Origin of the sequence: Exiguobacterium sp. R-17 (assembly GCF_049913315.1) — a bacterium.
Taxonomy (GTDB): domain Bacteria; phylum Bacillota; class Bacilli; order Exiguobacteriales; family Exiguobacteriaceae; genus Exiguobacterium_A.
Window position 1 is genome coordinate 1,860,411 of the sequence record NZ_CP184372.1, and the last position, 16,882, is coordinate 1,877,292.

The 16,882-nt window shown below is 46.4% G+C and carries 18 protein-coding genes; all 18 read right to left on the reverse strand.

The features are described from left to right. Window positions 1-7: 7 nt before the first annotated feature. Window positions 8-733, reverse strand: coding sequence for a FliH/SctL family protein (locus tag ACN9MT_RS09990; protein WP_426272143.1), 726 nt, complete (start codon window positions 731-733; stop codon window positions 8-10). Further along, window positions 717-1,724 carry a flagellar motor switch protein FliG gene (fliG, locus tag ACN9MT_RS09995; RefSeq protein ID WP_035406978.1) on the reverse strand — a complete coding sequence of 336 codons (1,008 nt, stop codon included), beginning with the start codon at window positions 1,722-1,724 and terminating at the stop codon, window positions 717-719. Before fliG ends, ACN9MT_RS09990 begins: the two co-directional genes overlap by 17 nt. A gap of 4 nt (window positions 1,725-1,728) precedes the next feature. Then, complete coding sequence (gene fliF, locus ACN9MT_RS10000; RefSeq protein ID WP_290751392.1) at window positions 1,729-3,297, reverse strand: flagellar basal-body MS-ring/collar protein FliF; 1,569 nt, start codon at window positions 3,295-3,297, stop codon at window positions 1,729-1,731. Between the two features lie 28 nt (window positions 3,298-3,325). After that, on the reverse strand, window positions 3,326-3,613 hold the full coding sequence (gene fliE, locus ACN9MT_RS10005; protein WP_035406973.1) for a flagellar hook-basal body complex protein FliE: 288 nt from the start codon (window positions 3,611-3,613) through the stop codon (window positions 3,326-3,328). A 17-nt stretch (window positions 3,614-3,630) separates the two neighbouring features. Next, window positions 3,631-4,029, reverse strand: coding sequence for a flagellar basal body rod protein FlgC (gene flgC / locus ACN9MT_RS10010; RefSeq protein ID WP_035406970.1), 399 nt, complete (start codon window positions 4,027-4,029; stop codon window positions 3,631-3,633). Window positions 4,030-4,032: 3 nt separating this feature from the next. Then, on the reverse strand, window positions 4,033-4,395 hold the full coding sequence (gene flgB / locus ACN9MT_RS10015) for a flagellar basal body rod protein FlgB (RefSeq protein WP_035406967.1): 363 nt from the start codon (window positions 4,393-4,395) through the stop codon (window positions 4,033-4,035). A 251-nt stretch (window positions 4,396-4,646) separates the two neighbouring features. Continuing rightward, entirely contained in the window at window positions 4,647-5,426 is a 780-nt protein-coding gene (codY, locus tag ACN9MT_RS10020; RefSeq protein ID WP_023468725.1) for a GTP-sensing pleiotropic transcriptional regulator CodY, read from the reverse strand. Between the two features lie 16 nt (window positions 5,427-5,442). Then, entirely contained in the window at window positions 5,443-6,816 is a 1,374-nt protein-coding gene (gene hslU, locus ACN9MT_RS10025) for an ATP-dependent protease ATPase subunit HslU (protein ID WP_035406964.1), read from the reverse strand. Continuing rightward, the gene (gene hslV, locus ACN9MT_RS10030) at window positions 6,809-7,360 is read right to left on the reverse strand and encodes an ATP-dependent protease subunit HslV (protein ID WP_023468727.1); all 552 of its coding nucleotides are present in this window, start codon (window positions 7,358-7,360) and stop codon (window positions 6,809-6,811) included. Before hslV ends, hslU begins: the two co-directional genes overlap by 8 nt. 14 nt (window positions 7,361-7,374) lie before the next feature. Continuing rightward, window positions 7,375-8,280, reverse strand: coding sequence for a tyrosine recombinase XerC (locus ACN9MT_RS10035; RefSeq protein ID WP_231496840.1), 906 nt, complete (start codon window positions 8,278-8,280; stop codon window positions 7,375-7,377). Window positions 8,281-8,425: 145 nt separating this feature from the next. After that, window positions 8,426-9,730, reverse strand: a complete 1,305-nt coding sequence (trmFO, locus tag ACN9MT_RS10040) for an FADH(2)-oxidizing methylenetetrahydrofolate--tRNA-(uracil(54)-C(5))-methyltransferase TrmFO (RefSeq protein WP_023468729.1) — start codon at window positions 9,728-9,730, stop codon at window positions 8,426-8,428. A 3-nt stretch (window positions 9,731-9,733) separates the two neighbouring features. Then, a complete protein-coding gene (gene topA, locus ACN9MT_RS10045; protein WP_426272144.1) occupies window positions 9,734-11,830 on the reverse strand; it encodes a type I DNA topoisomerase in 2,097 nt (698 codons plus the stop codon). Between the two features lie 48 nt (window positions 11,831-11,878). Beyond that, a complete protein-coding gene (gene dprA / locus ACN9MT_RS10050; protein WP_035406959.1) occupies window positions 11,879-12,706 on the reverse strand; it encodes a DNA-processing protein DprA in 828 nt (275 codons plus the stop codon). An 82-nt stretch (window positions 12,707-12,788) separates the two neighbouring features. Continuing rightward, on the reverse strand, window positions 12,789-13,706 hold the full coding sequence (sucD, locus tag ACN9MT_RS10055; RefSeq protein WP_035406957.1) for a succinate--CoA ligase subunit alpha: 918 nt from the start codon (window positions 13,704-13,706) through the stop codon (window positions 12,789-12,791). 13 nt (window positions 13,707-13,719) lie between these two features. Further along, the gene (gene sucC, locus ACN9MT_RS10060; RefSeq protein WP_023468732.1) at window positions 13,720-14,880 is read right to left on the reverse strand and encodes an ADP-forming succinate--CoA ligase subunit beta; all 1,161 of its coding nucleotides are present in this window, start codon (window positions 14,878-14,880) and stop codon (window positions 13,720-13,722) included. Between the two features lie 87 nt (window positions 14,881-14,967). Further along, window positions 14,968-15,228 carry an EscU/YscU/HrcU family type III secretion system export apparatus switch protein gene (locus tag ACN9MT_RS10065; RefSeq protein ID WP_035406955.1) on the reverse strand — a complete coding sequence of 87 codons (261 nt, stop codon included), beginning with the start codon at window positions 15,226-15,228 and terminating at the stop codon, window positions 14,968-14,970. Then, window positions 15,225-16,091 (reverse strand): flagellar hook-length control protein FliK, encoded by an 867-nt coding sequence (locus ACN9MT_RS10070; protein WP_426272145.1) that lies wholly within the window; start codon window positions 16,089-16,091, stop codon window positions 15,225-15,227. The genes ACN9MT_RS10065 and ACN9MT_RS10070 overlap by 4 nt, the downstream gene beginning before the upstream one ends. Window positions 16,092-16,103: 12 nt before the next feature. Beyond that, entirely contained in the window at window positions 16,104-16,856 is a 753-nt protein-coding gene (locus ACN9MT_RS10075; RefSeq protein ID WP_426272146.1) for a ribonuclease HII, read from the reverse strand. Window positions 16,857-16,882: the final 26 nt, after the last annotated feature.

A 16,882-nucleotide genomic window follows, 5' to 3' on the forward strand; every position in this document is an offset into this window, starting at 1 on the left:
ATTGAGATTAAACATGATGTAAAACCTCATTGATTTTGGTTTGCAATGCTTCAAAGCCACTGTTTAAACCGCCAGTGATTGCTCCATTCTCCGAATCAATCCGATAATCGCGTGCCTTTAACGCTGGATCAAATCGCAATTGAATCGTTGCGTTGGCACCTAGAACGCCTTGTAGTCGTTCTTCAAGTAACACGACCCGTTCAAAATCAGTCGGTGACGCATAGATGATGATTTTTTCACGATCTCGGAACTGAATGATCAATTGATGTAACAATTGGTATAACGCTTCTTCCTCTTCATCATGTAACTGTTCTAAAAATTGATGTGTCACTTGGAGTCCGAGGACACATAGTTCATGTTCTAGTCGCATCAATCGTTCTTGATTCTGTTCTTCTAGGCGATCAGCAAACGAATTCGTTTTGGCAATCTGCTCTTCAAACGTTGCTTGTCCTTCCGCATGTCCTGTTTCAAATCCAGCTTGATACCCTTGTTGACGTGCTTCTTCTAACGCTTGAAGGCGTTCTTGCTCGAACTGCTGTTGACGCTGTTCGAAATCTAGGAGCATTGCCTGTCGAAGGCGCTCTAACTCAGCGTGTCCTTCTGCCATCTGCTCTTCGTAGAATGTATCTGGAACGATCGTAGGCTCTTCCTGACTAGTCCGAACCTGCACGAGCGTTCGCTCCTGTCGTTCAATTACTGCTTGTCTCTTGATGACGTTAGACAACAATATCATCTCCTCCACCACGAGCAACGACGATCTCACCCATGTCCTCTAAGCGGCGGATGATTCCGACGATTCGACTTTGAGCTTCTTCGACGTCTCGGAGACGCACAGGACCCATGAATTCCATGTCCTCTTTGAACGACTCGACCATCCGTTGTGACATGTTGCGATAGACCATGTCCTTGACATCGTCTGACGATACTTTGAGTGCCAATAGTAAATCCTCGTTTGAGACTTCGCGAATGATTCGCTGTATCGCCCGCGCATCGAGTGTGACGATGTCTTCGAAGACGAACATCCGTTTTTTGATTTCTTCCGCAAGCTCTGGATCCTGAATCTCGAGCGTATCGAGAATCGTTCGTTCCGTTGTGCGGTCGACGCCATTTAATACTTGAACGACAGCCTCGATGCCTCCCGATTGAGCAAAATCTTGCATCCCTGCTTGTGATAGATTCCGTTCAAGAATTTGTTCTACCTCGCTGATGATTTCCGGATTCATCCGGTCCATCGTCGCAATCCGTCTTGCTACATCGGACTGTGCTTCTGCCGGGAGCTCCGAGAGAATCTGACCTGATTTTGCAGGATCGAGATGGGCAAGAACAAGTGCGATCGTTTGTGGATGTTCATTTTGAATGAAGTTCAGAAGCTGTTTCGGATCTGCCTTTCGTGCAAACTCAAACGGACGGACTTGTAACGTCGACGTCAGGCGATAGATGAGTTCCATCGCTTTTTCTTCGCCAAGTGCTTTTTCAAGGACAGATTTAGCAAATCCGATTCCACCTTGCGTGATATAGTTCTGCGCCATCGCTAGTTCATGAAACTCGTCAAGGACGACTAACTTCTCTTCTGGATCAATCCGTTTCATGCTAGAGATTTGAAGGGTTAACCATTCCATCTCTTCTTCCGATAAATGTTTATATACACTGGCAGCGACTTCAGGACCTAACGAAATCATGAGAATCGCAGCCTTTTCACGACTGTTCATTTCTAGCTTCTTCATCTCATCAATCCTCCGCTAACCAAGTACGTAATAATTTTGCGAACTCATCCGGATTAGACGCGGCGAGTTTCTCAAGCTGTTTGCGTTTGACCGCACCATCGCTTGTATCTTCTGTTGAGAGTTCAGGAATTTCGGTTTCGATCGGCGTCCATTCCTCAAGTTCTTCGATTTCATTCGCTCTCCGTCGACGCATGAGGAGAATGACTGCTCCAATGACGAGGATTGCTGCACCACCAAGCGCGAACCATACCCACATCGGTGTCATTGTCGTCGTTTTCGTCGCCGTCGTTGTTTTAGCGAACGGTCGAGACATGACAACGACTTTATTAGCAAGTTCTGCATCCGTCAGCGTCGTTTTCGCATCCGTCTTCGTTAACGACGTCCGGATGATGGAATACATCATCGTTTGTAAATCCGTCTGTAATTGCGGATCGATTTGATTTTGACCTTTTGGCGGCTCGACGATGATTTGAATTCCTAAATCCCGAATTTCATAAGGAGCACCTGTAATCTGTTTCGTGATGCGATTGACTTCATAGTTGATGATGTCGTGCGTCTTCTCACTCGTATCACCGGTCGTTCCAGTACCTGCTGGGAAGTTCGTCGTCTCATTTTGTCCCGTACCTGCTGTTCCGGCATTCGCAGACCCTGTATACGCCTCTGCTACTTTTTCTGCCGATGTGACAATCCCTTCGATTTTATCGGGATCTACTGGTTCAACAAGCTTTTGTTCTTCCTGACGTTTCGTGACATCGACATCTGCCGTAACCGAAACGAGTGCTTTTTGTGGACCGAGAACGACAGACAACATTTGTTGAATCTGTTTACGTAAATCGTTTTCCGTCGTTTTTTTCAGCGCCATCGGATCTGTCCCGCCCGCTGTTTGCGTAGCGTTACCTGGCTCGTAGTACGTAAAGTACTGATCCATGATCGTAATATTTTCTTCTTTTAAGTTCGGGATACTCTTTGCAATCAGATGGTAAAGACCTTGGACTGTTTGATTGTTCAGATTACTACCCGCACTAGAAGTCAAGACGACAGAAACCGTTGAAGATTCTTTTTCATCGGAGAGAAAGACGCTCTTTTCTGGAAGAGTAATCATGACTTTTGCAGACTCGATTCCGTTAACTTGTGTAATCAAGTTTTCAAGTTCTGTCTGCATCGTATCGCGTTCAAGAATATTCATTTCTTTATCTGTCGTACCAAATCCAGCATTCTCACTAAAGAAGGAATAATCAATCTGACCAGACTTCGGAATACCTGCCGTTGCTAATTCGACTTTCAAGTTTTCCACGTTTGCTTCCGGAACGAGAATCGTCACACCGTTTGCTGAGCTGACGACTTCCGACGCGATTCCATCCTCATTTAGCTTTTCTGTTACTTGCCCTGCCTCTTGAGGTGACAATTTCGAATAAAGTGGCGTCATCGTTGGTTTAGATAACCAGATAGTGGCGACAATCAACGCTGCTAAAACGACGACGATGCTTCCAAGAATCATCGCTTTTTTCGCAAGTGACCACTCTTTCCATGTCGTATTCATAGCTCCGAATCGAGCTTTTATTCGTTCGTTCATTCAACATCTCCCACGCTTTCCTTAACAGTCACAGTTGCATACGCATCATTTCTTGGTATGCTTCGATGCCTTTGTTTCGGACTTCAAGGGCGAGTTGCATAGAAAGCGATGCCTCTTCTGTTTTAATCATGATGTTATGTAGATCCGTCGTCTTCCCTGTCGCTAGGTCGACACGCGCTTGAGATGAGGCTTGCTGTGTTGCATTCAGTCCGTTCATCGCCTCGCTGAGCACCTCACTGAAATCACTTGGTGTCGTCTTCGCGATTGTCTGAGTGGGTAAGACCATTTGCATGTTTTGAATAGGTTGAATTGCCATCCCGTCATCTCCTCTATTTATTTACCGATCTCCATCGCTTTGACGAGCATCGCTTTTGTTGCATTTAAGGCCGTTACGTTCGCTTCGTAAGAACGTGTCGCTCCCATCATGTCGACCATTTCTTTCAATAGATCGACATTCGGCATCTTGACGTATCCAAGTTCATCCGCATCTGGATGCGTCGGATTATATTCTAATTTGAATGGTTCAGGATCTTTCTTCAATTCGCTGACCGTGACCCCATTAGCAGTTTCTTTTAAAACAGCAAGTTTCCTTGCATAGGGTTGCCATTGACCGTTGACAAGCTCACCACGTGTCGTTTGAGCATTGGCGATGTTTGCTGAGACAGTATCCAGTCGTAAACGCTGGGCAGTAAGCCCAGACGCAGATGTATGAAAGCCATTGAACATACTCATCGATTATTTTCCTCCCCGGATGACAGACTGGATACCCGAGAACTTACGATTTAATTGCTCCACGAGCGCCTCATACTCAATTTGATTGCGTGATAATTCAGACATCTCAAGATCGATATCGACACCGTTTCCATCATTACGCATCGTATTTGGTCGATCGACGATACTACCGGTCGTTCCGATTGTTGCATGACGTTTCAGGCTCATCTTCATCTCTGAATCGAGAACATCTCCAAACGCCACTCGCTTCGCCTTATAACCCGGTGTATCGACATTCGCGATATTTTTAGCAATAACTTCTTGTGCCATGACCGTTCGATTGACGGCTTGCGTCATCAAACTGTAGTCAGACCCTAACCAATTCATGTTCTTTCCTCCACTCATGGAACTAGTATTCGAATTTGCGACAAATATTAAGTCATTAGTAACACATCTGAAATAATTGAAACAAATAGGTCAATGTTTGAAAAGAAGTTTTTTAAAAAATAGGGTAATGAGATGCTAATATTCTGTTTTTTATTCCCTTTTCTTATAAAAATGATAAATAATACCTAGTCAAACAAAAGAGACCTAGTACTTTACTAGGTCTCTTATTTATTAATATCCATTTTCTATTTTTAGTTTGATTTAATTCGCTCTAATTCATATAGGAAGTTATCATTTAAGATTTTAATATACGTTCCCTTCATACCAAGCGAACGTGACTCGATGACTCCTGCACTTTCGAGTTTACGAAGTGCATTGACGATAACAGAACGCGTAATACCAACACGATCGGCAATTTTTGAAGCGACAAGTAGTCCTTCATTACCCTCGAGTTCTTCGAAGATATGTTCGATTGCTTCGAGTTCTGAATAAGATAACGAATTGATCGCCATCTGAACGACTGCTTTCTTACGTGCCTTGTCTTCCGCTTCATGAGCCTTCTCACGAAGGATTTCCATCCCAACGACTGTCGCCCCATACTCTGCAAGCACGAGATCTTCTTCGTTGAAATCTTCTACCATACGGCCTAGGACAAGCGTACCAAGGCGTTCTCCACCACCGATGATTGGTACGATCGTCGTTTTCGACGTTTCGAACGTATCACGGTTGTCGACTGGGAATGCCGTGTGTTCGCTATCGATGGCAATGTTTGCTGTCGTTTCAGTGACGTTAAATAATTTTTTCGTGTAATCTTCCGGGAATTGGCGTTCTTCCAAGAAACCACGGACCCGGTCATTTTCGATTTGTTGCTTAATTGCGATACCTAGTAACTTACCGCGTCGACTTACGATGAATGTGTTCGATTCCATGACTTCGCTGAGCCGATCAGCCATGACCTTGAAATCAACATGTGTGCTTGCTTCTTGTTGTAACATCGTATTCAGCTTCCGCGTTTTCGCCAATAAATTCATTTTTTCTTCCTCCACTTTATAAGATGAACTGACTTAAGTCTCGATCATCTGCTACTTTTCCAACACGATCCGTCACGTATTGTGGCGTGATCGTTACATCCGTTTCAGGCATGTCTGCTGCTTCGAAGGATAATTCTTCAAGTACGCGCTCCATGATCGTATACAAGCGCCGCGCTCCGATATTATCCGTCTCATCGTTTACCTGTGCAGCAATCCGTGCAATTTCACGAATGGCCTCTTCTGTAAAGGTGACATGAACGTGCTCTGCCCCTAGTAATGCTTTATATTGTTTGAGTAATGCTTGATTCGGTTCAGTTAAAATTTTAACAAAGTCATCTTCCGTCAAACTGTCGAGTTCGACACGGATCGGGAAACGACCTTGGAGTTCAGGAATTAGATCAGACGGTTTCGCCATATGGAATGCACCGGCAGCGATAAACAAGATATGATCCGTCTTGACTGGTCCATATTTCGTGACGATCGTCGATCCCTCAACGATCGGCAAAATATCTCGTTGAACACCTTCTCGTGAAACACCTGCTGAATCATGTCCCTTTGTCGCAATCTTATCAATCTCATCAACGAAAATGATGCCCATTTGTTCTGCACGGCGGACCGCTTCGTCATGAACTTCATTTAAGTCAAGCAATCGTTCCGCTTCTTCTGCGGTCAAAATCGGACGTGCTTCTTTAACCGTGAGCTGGCGCTTCTTCGTTTTCTTCGGCATGACTTGTCCAAGCATATCCTGAAGATTTGCGAGCCCCTCCATGCCTTGTTGTCCGGAGAATAAATCAACTTGACGTTCTTCAACATCGACCTCGATCATTCGATCTTCGAGTTGACCTGTCAGCAATTGCTGACGGAGTAGCGAACGATCAGCTGTTGCTTCCGATGTATCTGGCTCTTGTTGCTTTTGGTTCCCACCGAACAACATCTCAAACGGATTCGTTCCACCACCGAGACCAGATGACGCTTTTTTGCCAGACAACGCATCAACGATTCGTTCGTTCGCCACTGCCTCCGCCCGATCTTTAAGCGCTTCTTTTTTCTCATCTTTGACAAGACGTAGAGACGCTTCCACAAGATCTCGTACCATCGATTCTACGTCGCGACCGACATATCCTACTTCCGTGAACTTCGTCGCTTCGATTTTGACGAACGGCGCTCGGACGAGTTTCGCGAGACGTCGCGCAATCTCTGTTTTTCCGACACCGGTAGGTCCGATCATCAGGATATTTTTTGGCGTGACTTCATCCCGCATCGATGCATCGAGTAATTGTCGACGGTATCGATTACGTAAAGCGATCGCCACCGCACGTTTAGCATCAGCTTGTCCGATGACATGTTCATTCAACTTCTCGACGATTTGTCTTGGCGTCAATTCATGCATGGTCATTGCCTCCGATCGTTTCTAAGATGATTTGATCGTTCGTAAAGACACAGAGTTCTCCAGCCGTCTCAAGCGCCGCACGAGCGATTTCTTCTGCCGTGAGATGACTTGCGTGTCGAGCTAACGCGCGACCTGCAGCAAGCGCATAATTACCACCTGAACCGATCGCAAGAATGCCGTCATCCGGTTCGATGACTTCTCCGTTTCCGGATACAAGTAACAGATGTGTTCCATCCATGACGAGTAAGAGTGCTTCTAGTTGACGCAACATCTTATCGCCTCGCCATTCCTTCGCCAGTTCAACAGCTGCCCGTTGTAAGTTCCCGTTATACATTTCAAGCTTCGCTTCGAATTTTTCAAAGAGTGTAAACGCGTCCGCGACACTTCCAGCAAATCCGGCAATGACTTTGCCACCATAGAGGCGCCGTACTTTTTTCGCACTTTTCTTCATGATGACTTGGTTTCCGAAAGTCACCTGTCCGTCTCCACTCATCGCGGATTGTCCGTTATGTTGAATCGCAAAAATCGTCGTTGCATGAAACATCAATGTTTCCTCCCTTAGGCACGAGGATGTGCTTGTTGATAAACATGTCGTAATCGTTCCGTTGTTACGTGTGTATACTGACCGGTCGTCGAAAGAGATGCATGTCCAAGTAGCTCCTGGACCGCTCGCAAATCGGCTCCTCTTTCTAGCAAATCCGTCGCGAAACTATGACGAAGCGCATGGGGTGTCACATGTTTCCCAACGAGTTGTTCTCCTTTTTTCATGATTTTCCGAATCGCATCCGTCGTCAATCGACGTCCTGAATGAGACAAGAACAATGCTTGCTCATGACCTGCAACTGGATCTCGTGATGGTAAGTACAGTTCTAATGCATCTTTCGCAAAGGTTCCAATTGGCGCAATGCGCTCTTTCCCACCTTTTCCATACACATGGACGTAGGAATGATCAGTTGCGAGATCACGAAGATCCAGTTGAACGACCTCGCTGACTCGCATACCCGTCGCATATAAAAGTTCCACTAACGCGACATTCCGGTTACCAAGCGTATCACTCGATCGAAATGCATCGAGGAAACGTTCATATTCCGTTGGGACAAGGAATGTCGGAAGTCCTTGTTGTCGTTTTGGTGCTTTTAATCCATCAAATGGATTAGGTTCATCGGTGTCACGTGTCAAAAAACGACCAAATTGTTTGAGGCAGGAAACTTTTTGCGCAATCGTTGCTCGCGCCAGCTCCTGATCGTAAAGAGCATACAAATAACGCCGTGCACTTGCCAATTCAATCGATCGTAATTGATGATCGCGGCAAAAAGCGGCGTATTGTCGAAGTGTTTGATCATAAGAGCGACCTGTATTCGGAGATAATTGACGTTCAATATGAACATACCGCATGAAATCTTCTAGCAGTCGCTCAAAAGCAGTGTCTATCCCCATGAATGCGCCCCCTTCTGACCATTTCATTCTCGAATCGCCCTTAGCATAGCACAGACCAAGTAGTCTGACAATAGACCAAAAACCGAAAAATTAACGAAATTATCACGCTTTTATGACAAATTAAGAAATGGGGAGAAAGAGCGCTGAATCACGCCTTTCTCCCCATCAACAATCACATATCCGTGAAATCTTTGATCGCTTCAAGCGCTCGCTCTGCATAGAGCGCATACTTCTCTGGTTTTTTCATCCGAACCGGGTGACCGACAAGTGCCGGAACCAAACCGAAGTTGGCATTCATTGGCTGGAAATTTTTCCCCTCCGTCGTCGTGATGTAATGCGACATTGCACCCATCATCGTCTCTTGCGGGAATGTAACCGGTTCTGCCTCGTTAACAAGACGCGCCGCATTGATTCCGGCAGTCAAGCCGGATGCTGCTGACTCGACGTATCCTTCGACCCCTGTCATTTGACCAGCAAAGAACAAGTCGTCACGCGTACGTGTTTGATAAGTCGGTTTCAACAAGTTCGGTGAGTTGACGAACGTGTTCCGATGCATAACACCATAACGGACGATTTCTGCATTTTCAAGACCTGGAATCAAACGAATGATCCGCTTTTGTTCGCCCCATTTTAAATGTGTCTGGAAGCCGACGAGATTAAACAGTGTCCCTGCTGAATTGTCTTGACGCAGTTGAACGACAGCATATGGTCGTTTTCCTGTTTTCGGATCTTCGAGTCCGACTGGCTTCATTGGTCCGAATAAGAGCGTTTTCGGACCACGAGAAGCGAGTACTTCAAAAGGCATGCATCCTTCGAAGTAAATCTCTTTTTCGAATTCCTTCAACGGAACGACTTCCGCATTGATTAGCTCGTCATAGAAGAGTTGGAATTCTTCTTCCGTCATTGGGCAATTCAAGTAGGCAGCTTCCCCTTTATCGTAACGCGATTTTAGGTACACCTTCTCACGATCGATTGTATCCCCGTCGAGAATCGGTGCCGCTGCATCGAAGAAGTACAGGTAATCTTCGCCTGTGAATTGTTTAAGTGATTCCGATAATGCCGCACTCGTCAACGGACCCGTCGCAACGATCGTCGGACCATCTGGAATCGCTTCGATTTCTTCATGGTGGACTGTAACGTTTGGATGGTTTTTCAACGTTTCCGTCACGTATCCTGCAAAGTCATGCCGATCGACAGCAAGTGCTCCACCTGCTGGGACGCTCGCTAAGTCTGCCGCCTTCATGATCAAGGAATCGAGCTGACGCATTTCTTCCTTTAATACACCGACTGCGTTCGTCAGCTGATTTGCCCGAAGTGAGTTCGAACAGACGAGTTCTGCGAATTGGTCTGTATGGTGCGCGGGTGTCTGTTTGACTGGCCGCATTTCATATAAATCTACTTGTACGCCGCGTTTTGCAAGTTGCCATGCTGCTTCAGAACCTGCAAGTCCCGCGCCGATTACCGTTACACGTTTCAACGGTCATTCCTCCTCTTGCTCCTGATCGATGCGTGTTTCATGATGTCCACAAGATGTACATTCTACTTTCACACCGTTCTTGATTTTCTTTTGTACCATCATACTGCTACATACCGGACATGGTTCTTCGACCGGTTTATCCCACGAAACGAACTCACATTCCGGATAGTTCGAACAACCGTAGAACAAACGTCCTTTTTTACTTCGTCGTTCGACGATATCGCCCGTTCCACATGTCGGACACTTCACACCAATCTCGACTTGGATCGGTTTCGTGTTACGACACTCTGGGAAATTCGAGCACGCCATGAACTTACCATAACGTCCCATCTTTATGACCATCGGATGACCGCAGACTTCACAATCTTCTCCAGCTGGTTCATCTTTGATTTCAATCTTCTCGATCTCTGCTTCCGCTCGTGTCAGACGTTTCGCAAAGGATTTATAGATTGGATCGACGACTTCCGTCCACTGCATGTCGCCTTTTTCGATCGCATCGAGTAAAGCTTCCATGTCTGCCGTGAACTGGACAGTGATGAACTCTTGGAAATAGTCGCTGATCATATCGATGACGAGTTCACCAAGTTCCGTTGGTAAGAATTTCTTCTCTTCAAGCGTCACGTAACCCCGTTTTTGAATCGTATCAAGTGTCGGCGCATACGTCGACGGACGACCAATTCCGAGTTCTTCCATCGCCCGGACAAGACGCGCTTCCGTATAACGTGGTGGTGGTTGAGTAAAGTGTTGCTTCGGTTCGATTGCTGATTGTTTCAACTCTTCCCCTTTATCAAGTGGAGGAAGTAATCCTTCCTTGACGTCGGTGACGGCCTCATCATCGGTATCTTCGATGTAAACCTTCATGAAGCCTGGGAATTTAACAGTTGATCCGTTCGCACGGAACATAACATCGTTCGAGACAAGGTCGATTTTGACGGTATCGAGAATTGCTGGCGCCATCTGACTTGCGACGAATCGTTCCCAGATCAGTTTATATAAACGGAATTGGTCACGCGATAGATACGATTTAACGAATTGTGGTTCACGCATTGTCGAAGTCGGGCGAACCGCTTCGTGCGCATCCTGTGAGTTCGCTGATTTTTTTTCTTTGCGTTTTTCACTTGCGATGTATTCTTTTCCATACGCCTGCTCGATGAACCCGTGTGCTTCGAGGTTCGCCGATTCAGACGTCCGTGTTGAATCGGTACGCATATACGTGATCAAACCGACCGTACCTTCTTTTCCGATCTCGATTCCTTCGTATAGCTGTTGTGCGATCATCATTGTCTTCTTCGCTCGGAAATTCAGTTTACGTGCTGCTTCCTGTTGCAAAGAACTAGTCGTAAACGGTAACGCTGGATTCCGTTTCCGCTCTTTTTTCGTGACGGAATCAACTGTGAAGTCTTCTGAGAGTTGATTCAAGATTTGATCGACTTCTTCTTGCGAATGAAGTTCACGTTTCTTACCATCCACTCCGTAGAAGTTTGCTTCGAGCTTTTCACCGTTTGCATCGAGTTCGAGTTTGATCGTCCAGTATTCTTCTGGCATGAACGCATTGATTTCTTGTTCCCGGTCGATAATCATCTTAACGGCAACCGATTGTACACGTCCTGCAGATAAACCTTTTTTGATCTTCTTCCATAATAACGGACTCATGCTATAACCAACAAGGCGGTCCAAGATACGACGTGCTTGCTGTGCATCCACAAGATCATAATTGAGCTTGCGTGGTCGCTTGAACGAATCCTTGATGGCATCTTTCGTGATTTCATTGAAAACGACGCGGCACTCTGTTGATTCATCAACGCCTAATGCTTTGGCTAAATGCCATGCGATCGCTTCCCCTTCACGGTCGGGGTCGGCTGCGAGATAGATTTTTTGTGCTTTTTTCGCAGCTGTCTTGAGTTCTTTTAAGACCGGACCTTTACCACGGATCGTGATATATTTCGGTTCATAGTCATGTTCGACGTCGACTCCCATTTGGCTTTTCGGCAAGTCAATGACGTGCCCCATCGACGCTTTCACGGTATAGTTGGATCCGAGATAACGTTTAATGGTTTTTGCCTTAGCGGGTGACTCGACGATTACTAGATATTTTGCCATTGCAATCGCTCCCTATTAGAGGCGTACTCCGTATTTTAATCTCACTTATCATAGTAGTCTCGATTCCCATTTGTCAACGTTCAGCCGAATAGTTTTTGAAACTTCTTCCGGATCAAGGAGTGGAATCGCTCCTTCTGCGATCAATTGATTCGTTCCGGCAAAGAACGTTTCAGTCGGACACCCCGGTAAACAATAGACATCTTTTCCTTGATCAAGCGCGTGACTTGCTGTGTTCATCGTACCACTTCGTTTTGCTGCCTCGACGATGATCAACGACGAGGACAAGCCGGCAATAATCCGATTTCGTTCTAGAAATTGAAATTTTTGAATGGGTGTGCCAGGTGGATATTCGGAGAGAAGAAGACCATTCGAGAAGATACGTTCAAAAAGAGCAGCATGGGAAGTAGGATATAGACGATCAAGTCCGCCGGCCAGAACCGCAATCGTTGTCTGTTGATGTTTTAAGGATAGACGATGGACGAGGGCATCGATGCCATATGCGCCTCCGGAAACGGTGGCGAGATCTGGATGAAAGAAGGGTTGTAGAAAATGCATGCGGGAAAGGTGTTGCGGTGAGGGAGTTCGACTACCGATGATACTGATGCGTGGAAGAGTTAGGCGGGACGGATCACCGCGGTAAAAGAGGGCATAGATAGGTTGAGGAATCGTCAGTAGTACGGTTGGAAACAGTGGATCTCCTTTAACTAGAATCGACTCTTCGATCCGATCAAGTTGCAGTGCTTGTTCATATCGTTTTCGAAGCCGATTTGAAACGGGTAATTCATGACTTGGAACGATTCCGAACCGTTCAATCAATTGAACAATCGGATACGGTACCTGACACATGGCGAAGCGGACATACAGTTCTCGATTCATGAGATCAACGCTCCTTCTTTAAGCTTCTTATTTATATAGAAGAAAGCCGTCCTGATTTGATCAGGACAGCTCTTTTTTTGATTTATTTGACTGTGCTGTTCGTCACGCACTCGTCATAGATCCCTGCTTCTTTGATGACACGGATTAACGTCTCACCAATGACAGCTGGTGTTTCTGCCACTTCAATTCCGTTTGCACGGAGTGTCTTGATTTTTTCAGCAGCTGTTCCTTTACCGCCGGAAATGATCGCACCTGCGTGACCCATCCGTTTACCGGCAGGAGCCGTTTGACCACCAATGAAACCGATGACTGGCTTCGTCATGTTCGCTTTGACCCACTCAGCCGCTTCTTCTTCCGCTGTTCCACCGATTTCACCTAACATGATGACGGCTTTTGTTTCTGGATCTTCATTGAACGCTTTTAGTGTATCGATGAAGTCTGTTCCATTGACTGGGTCGCCCCCGATACCGACAGCTGTCGATTGACCGATGCCTGCCGTCGTCAATTGATGAACGGCTTCATACGTCAACGTTCCAGAACGCGAAACGATTCCGACATGTCCCGGTGTATGGATGTATCCTGGCATGATACCAAGTTTTGCGACACCTGGAGTGATGACGCCTGGACAGTTTGGTCCGATAAGACGAACTGGCTTGCCCTCAAGGTAACGTTTTACTTTAACCATATCAAGAACTGGAATACCTTCCGTGATACAGATGATCAATGCGATGTTCGCATCTGCTGCTTCCATGATCGCATCTGCTGCGAATGCTGGTGGCACGTAGATAATCGATGCGTTCGCACCTGTTTTGTCGACCGCTTGTGCGACCGTATCGAAGACCGGAACACCACCAAGTACTTCCGTACCGCCTTTTCCTGGTGTGACACCACCTACGAGGTTTGTTCCGTAGTCGATCATCTGTTCACCATGGAACATCCCTTGATTACCTGTAATCCCTTGAATAATGACTTTCGTCGATTCGTTCACCCAAATACTCATCTTTAGCTCCCCCTTACTTCACGAGCGCAGCAATTTTTTCTGCGCCGTCTGCCATTGATGTAGCTGCTGTAATCGCTAGACCTGAATCTTTGAGAATTTGTTTTCCTGCATCAACATTCGTCCCTTCAAGACGAACGACGAGCGGCAATTCGAGACCGACTTCTTTTGTCGCCGCAACGATACCTTCTGCGATGACGTCACATTTCATGATTCCACCGAAAATGTTAACGAAAATCCCTTTAACGTTCTCATCCGACAAGATCAGTTTGAAGGCTTCTGTTACCTTCTCCTTCGTCGCACCACCACCGACATCAAGGAAGTTCGCAGGATCACCACTGAAGTGTTTGATGATATCCATCGTTGCCATGGCAAGACCAGCACCATTGACGAGGCAGCCGATATTTCCATCGAGCGCGATGTAGTTCAAATCACTCTTCGATGCTTCGACTTCGCGTGGATCTTCTTCTGTTTCATCACGTAACGCCACGATGTCCGCATGACGATATAATGCGTTCGAGTCGAAGTTCAACTTCGCGTCCAGCGCGAGAACTTCGCCATCCTTCGTCGTAACGAGTGGGTTAATTTCTGCGATCGAACAATCCTTGTCGACGAAGAAATTATAAAGTTTCGTGACCATACCGACGAACTTGTTGACGAGCTTCACAGGAACACCCATTGCGAACGCAAGTTTACGCGCTTGGAATCCTTGAAGACCAACTGCAGGATCGACGACTTCTTTAATGATTTTTTCCGGTGTCGCTTCCGCCACCTCTTCGATGTCCATACCACCTTCGCTTGATCCCATGATGACGACACGTCCTGTCACACGATCAAGTACGATTCCAAGATAGTATTCTTTATCAATCGCACAGCCTTCTTCGACGAGAAGACGTTGAACGACTTTTCCTTCGGGACCTGTTTGGTGCGTGACGAGCGTTTTGCCGAGTAACTCCGTCGCATATTCCTTCACTTCTTCTTGCGATTTCGCAAGCTTGACGCCACCTGCTTTACCGCGTCCCCCCGCGTGAATTTGAGCTTTGACGACTTTAATCGGGCCTGACAATTGTTCTGATGCATCGACCGCCTCTTCGACGGTGAAGGCTGCGATTCCGTTTGGTACGGGTACCCCGTACGAACGAAGTAATTCTTTTGCCTGATACTCATGTACATTCATGAAAAAATCCCCCTTAACCCCTTTAGTTTCGGCTCTTTCATTGTAGTTAAAATTGGAAGCGCTGTCTATCGTTATCGACCGAAAGCTTTATTTTTTCAGAATTCCATCTTGATCAAGACGATATAAAAAGGCGAATAATTCGGCAATGACACCATATAGTTCTTCTGGGATCTGTTCTGATACTTGAACAGCATCCAGTAACGTCATCAGCGTTTCGTCCTGCCGGATCGGAATATCGTGCTTTAATGCCTCTTCTAAAATCCGTTCCGCGATATGTTCTGATCCCTTAGCGACGACTTTCGGCGCATGCATTTGTTCTTCGTATGATAGAGCAATCGCTTTTTTCATATATGGAGATCCACCCTTCCATTACGCGTCGAGATATCATGTGGTATGCGTTCTTTCGTCTGTTCGACCCAATCGAATCGCGTCAACGCATAGCCCTGTTCCTCGAGTCGTGCTTGAATCTGAGGCGTATAGGCTTGCATGAACGTATTGACGTGTGCGTTTGGATGAAAGACGGAAATCGAAACGTTCCGGTCTACGATCAAGACATCAATTGCGACCTCACCAAGCGTCGGTAATTGTAAGTATAAGACGATACGGGCATGATTTCGATCAAACGTTCGTTCGAACGGTGCTTCCATCATGAGATCAACATCTTCGAAAGGTCCGAATTGAGGTAATTGAAATAAATATACTCCTTTTCCTACTTCATTTGTTGCTTGAACGAGTTGTTGCGCTAAAATTTGATCACTCGTCTTTCGATCAAGCGATCGACCTGCCTCGTCGCCCTTTGCCAATTGAACGAGTTCAGTAAGAGCGTGTTTTAACTGCTTCGCTTCTCCTTCCGTCACGGGTTGACCGATTTGCCTTAGTAGTTCCCGTGTTTCCGCAGTCGGTACCATCTGGCGCTGTAAAAAGGAATCGAGTAACTGGGGTAATGCTGATTTTTGCGGGACAGACTCAGTCGAGATGATTTTTAAGACCGGTTGTCCTTCTGCTGAAACGACTTGAAAGCGATACATGCTCCCTTCTTTTAGTTCAGCCGTCGTCCCTGCCGTCAAGACGCGTTGACCGACCTGTAGTTCCATTAATCCGTCCGGCAACAGTTTTAATACTTTGCCGACGATGTTTGCGCCTTCCCGTAACGGTAAGTTCGCATGATCGATGATTTTAAATGGTAGTAAGGCACGATGTTCGATGTGCATGCTCGATCCCTCCTAGAGACGTTCTTTGACAGGACGGAATGTTTTTCGGTGAATCGGTGTGACGCCCAGTGTATCAAGTGCTTGTAAATGCGTCGCAGTCCCGTAACCTGCGTGAGTTTCAAATCCGTATCCCGGATACTCGATCGCGTATTGTTCCATCATCGCATCTCGTGTCTCTTTTGCGACGACGCTTGCTGCAGCGATGGAGACACTTCTCGCATCTCCTTTGATGAGAGAGAGTTGTGGTGTGTCGTCGTCGAGTGTCATCGCATCAACCAGCAAGGCCTCAGGTTTGAGTTGACGAACCGCGACTTGCATTGCCCGTTTCGATGCTTGATAGATGTTGATCTCGTCAATTTCAGCTGGTTCGATGATGCCGACCGCAATCTCTGCAACGTCTTGTAGGTGTTTAAATGCCGCTTGTCGTTGTATTTTACTCATTTGTTTTGAATCCGTTAGTCCTGGATGATAGAACCCTTCTGGTAAGATGACAGCTGCCGCGACGACTGGACCAGCAAGCGGTCCCCGTCCCACTTCATCCACTCCGGCAATCCGTCTATATCCTTGCTGATGATACTGTTCTTCGAACGTGAACCGCTCCTTGAAATCGATCCGTTGTTGCTCTTCGAGGGCAAATCGTCGTTCTGTCTGACGAAACAGTGTATGCACCCCTTTTCGCGCGTCCGATGCGAGTTCCTGCTTCAATTGTGAAAACTCCTCGATCGTGATGTTGTGTAGACGTTCCTTTAATTCCGTAATCTTCATCTGTTTCGCTCCTTTGAAAAAAACTT

Bases quoted from the DNA above. Each gene is read 5' to 3' on its own strand.
- sucC (WP_023468732.1), bottom strand. From the start codon at position 14,880: ATGAATGTACATGAGTATCAGGCAAAAGAATTACTTCGTTCGTACGGG.
- flgB (WP_035406967.1), bottom strand. From the start codon at position 4,395: ATGAATTGGTTAGGGTCTGACTACAGTTTGATGACGCAAGCCGTCAAT.
- fliE (WP_035406973.1), bottom strand. From the start codon at position 3,613: ATGGCAATTCAACCTATTCAAAACATGCAAATGGTCTTACCCACTCAG.
- fliF (WP_290751392.1), bottom strand. From the start codon at position 3,297: ATGAACGAACGAATAAAAGCTCGATTCGGAGCTATGAATACGACATGG.
- fliG (WP_035406978.1), bottom strand. From the start codon at position 1,724: ATGAAGAAGCTAGAAATGAACAGTCGTGAAAAGGCTGCGATTCTCATG.
- ACN9MT_RS09990 (WP_426272143.1), bottom strand. From the start codon at position 733: ATGATATTGTTGTCTAACGTCATCAAGAGACAAGCAGTAATTGAACGA.
- sucD (WP_035406957.1), bottom strand. From the start codon at position 13,706: ATGAGTATTTGGGTGAACGAATCGACGAAAGTCATTATTCAAGGGATT.
- ACN9MT_RS10065 (WP_035406955.1), bottom strand. From the start codon at position 15,228: ATGAAAAAAGCGATTGCTCTATCATACGAAGAACAAATGCATGCGCCG.
- codY (WP_023468725.1), bottom strand. From the start codon at position 5,426: ATGAATTTATTGGCGAAAACGCGGAAGCTGAATACGATGTTACAACAA.
- ACN9MT_RS10070 (WP_426272145.1), bottom strand. From the start codon at position 16,091: ATGCACATCGAACATCGTGCCTTACTACCATTTAAAATCATCGATCAT.
- ACN9MT_RS10075 (WP_426272146.1), bottom strand. From the start codon at position 16,856: ATGAAGATTACGGAATTAAAGGAACGTCTACACAACATCACGATCGAG.
- hslU (WP_035406964.1), bottom strand. From the start codon at position 6,816: ATGCATGAATTGACGCCAAGACAAATCGTCGAGAAGTTGAATGAACAT.
- dprA (WP_035406959.1), bottom strand. From the start codon at position 12,706: ATGAATCGAGAACTGTATGTCCGCTTCGCCATGTGTCAGGTACCGTAT.
- flgC (WP_035406970.1), bottom strand. From the start codon at position 4,029: ATGAGTATGTTCAATGGCTTTCATACATCTGCGTCTGGGCTTACTGCC.
- topA (WP_426272144.1), bottom strand. From the start codon at position 11,830: ATGGCAAAATATCTAGTAATCGTCGAGTCACCCGCTAAGGCAAAAACC.
- hslV (WP_023468727.1), bottom strand. From the start codon at position 7,360: ATGTTTCATGCAACGACGATTTTTGCGATTCAACATAACGGACAATCC.
- ACN9MT_RS10035 (WP_231496840.1), bottom strand. From the start codon at position 8,280: ATGAAATGGTCAGAAGGGGGCGCATTCATGGGGATAGACACTGCTTTT.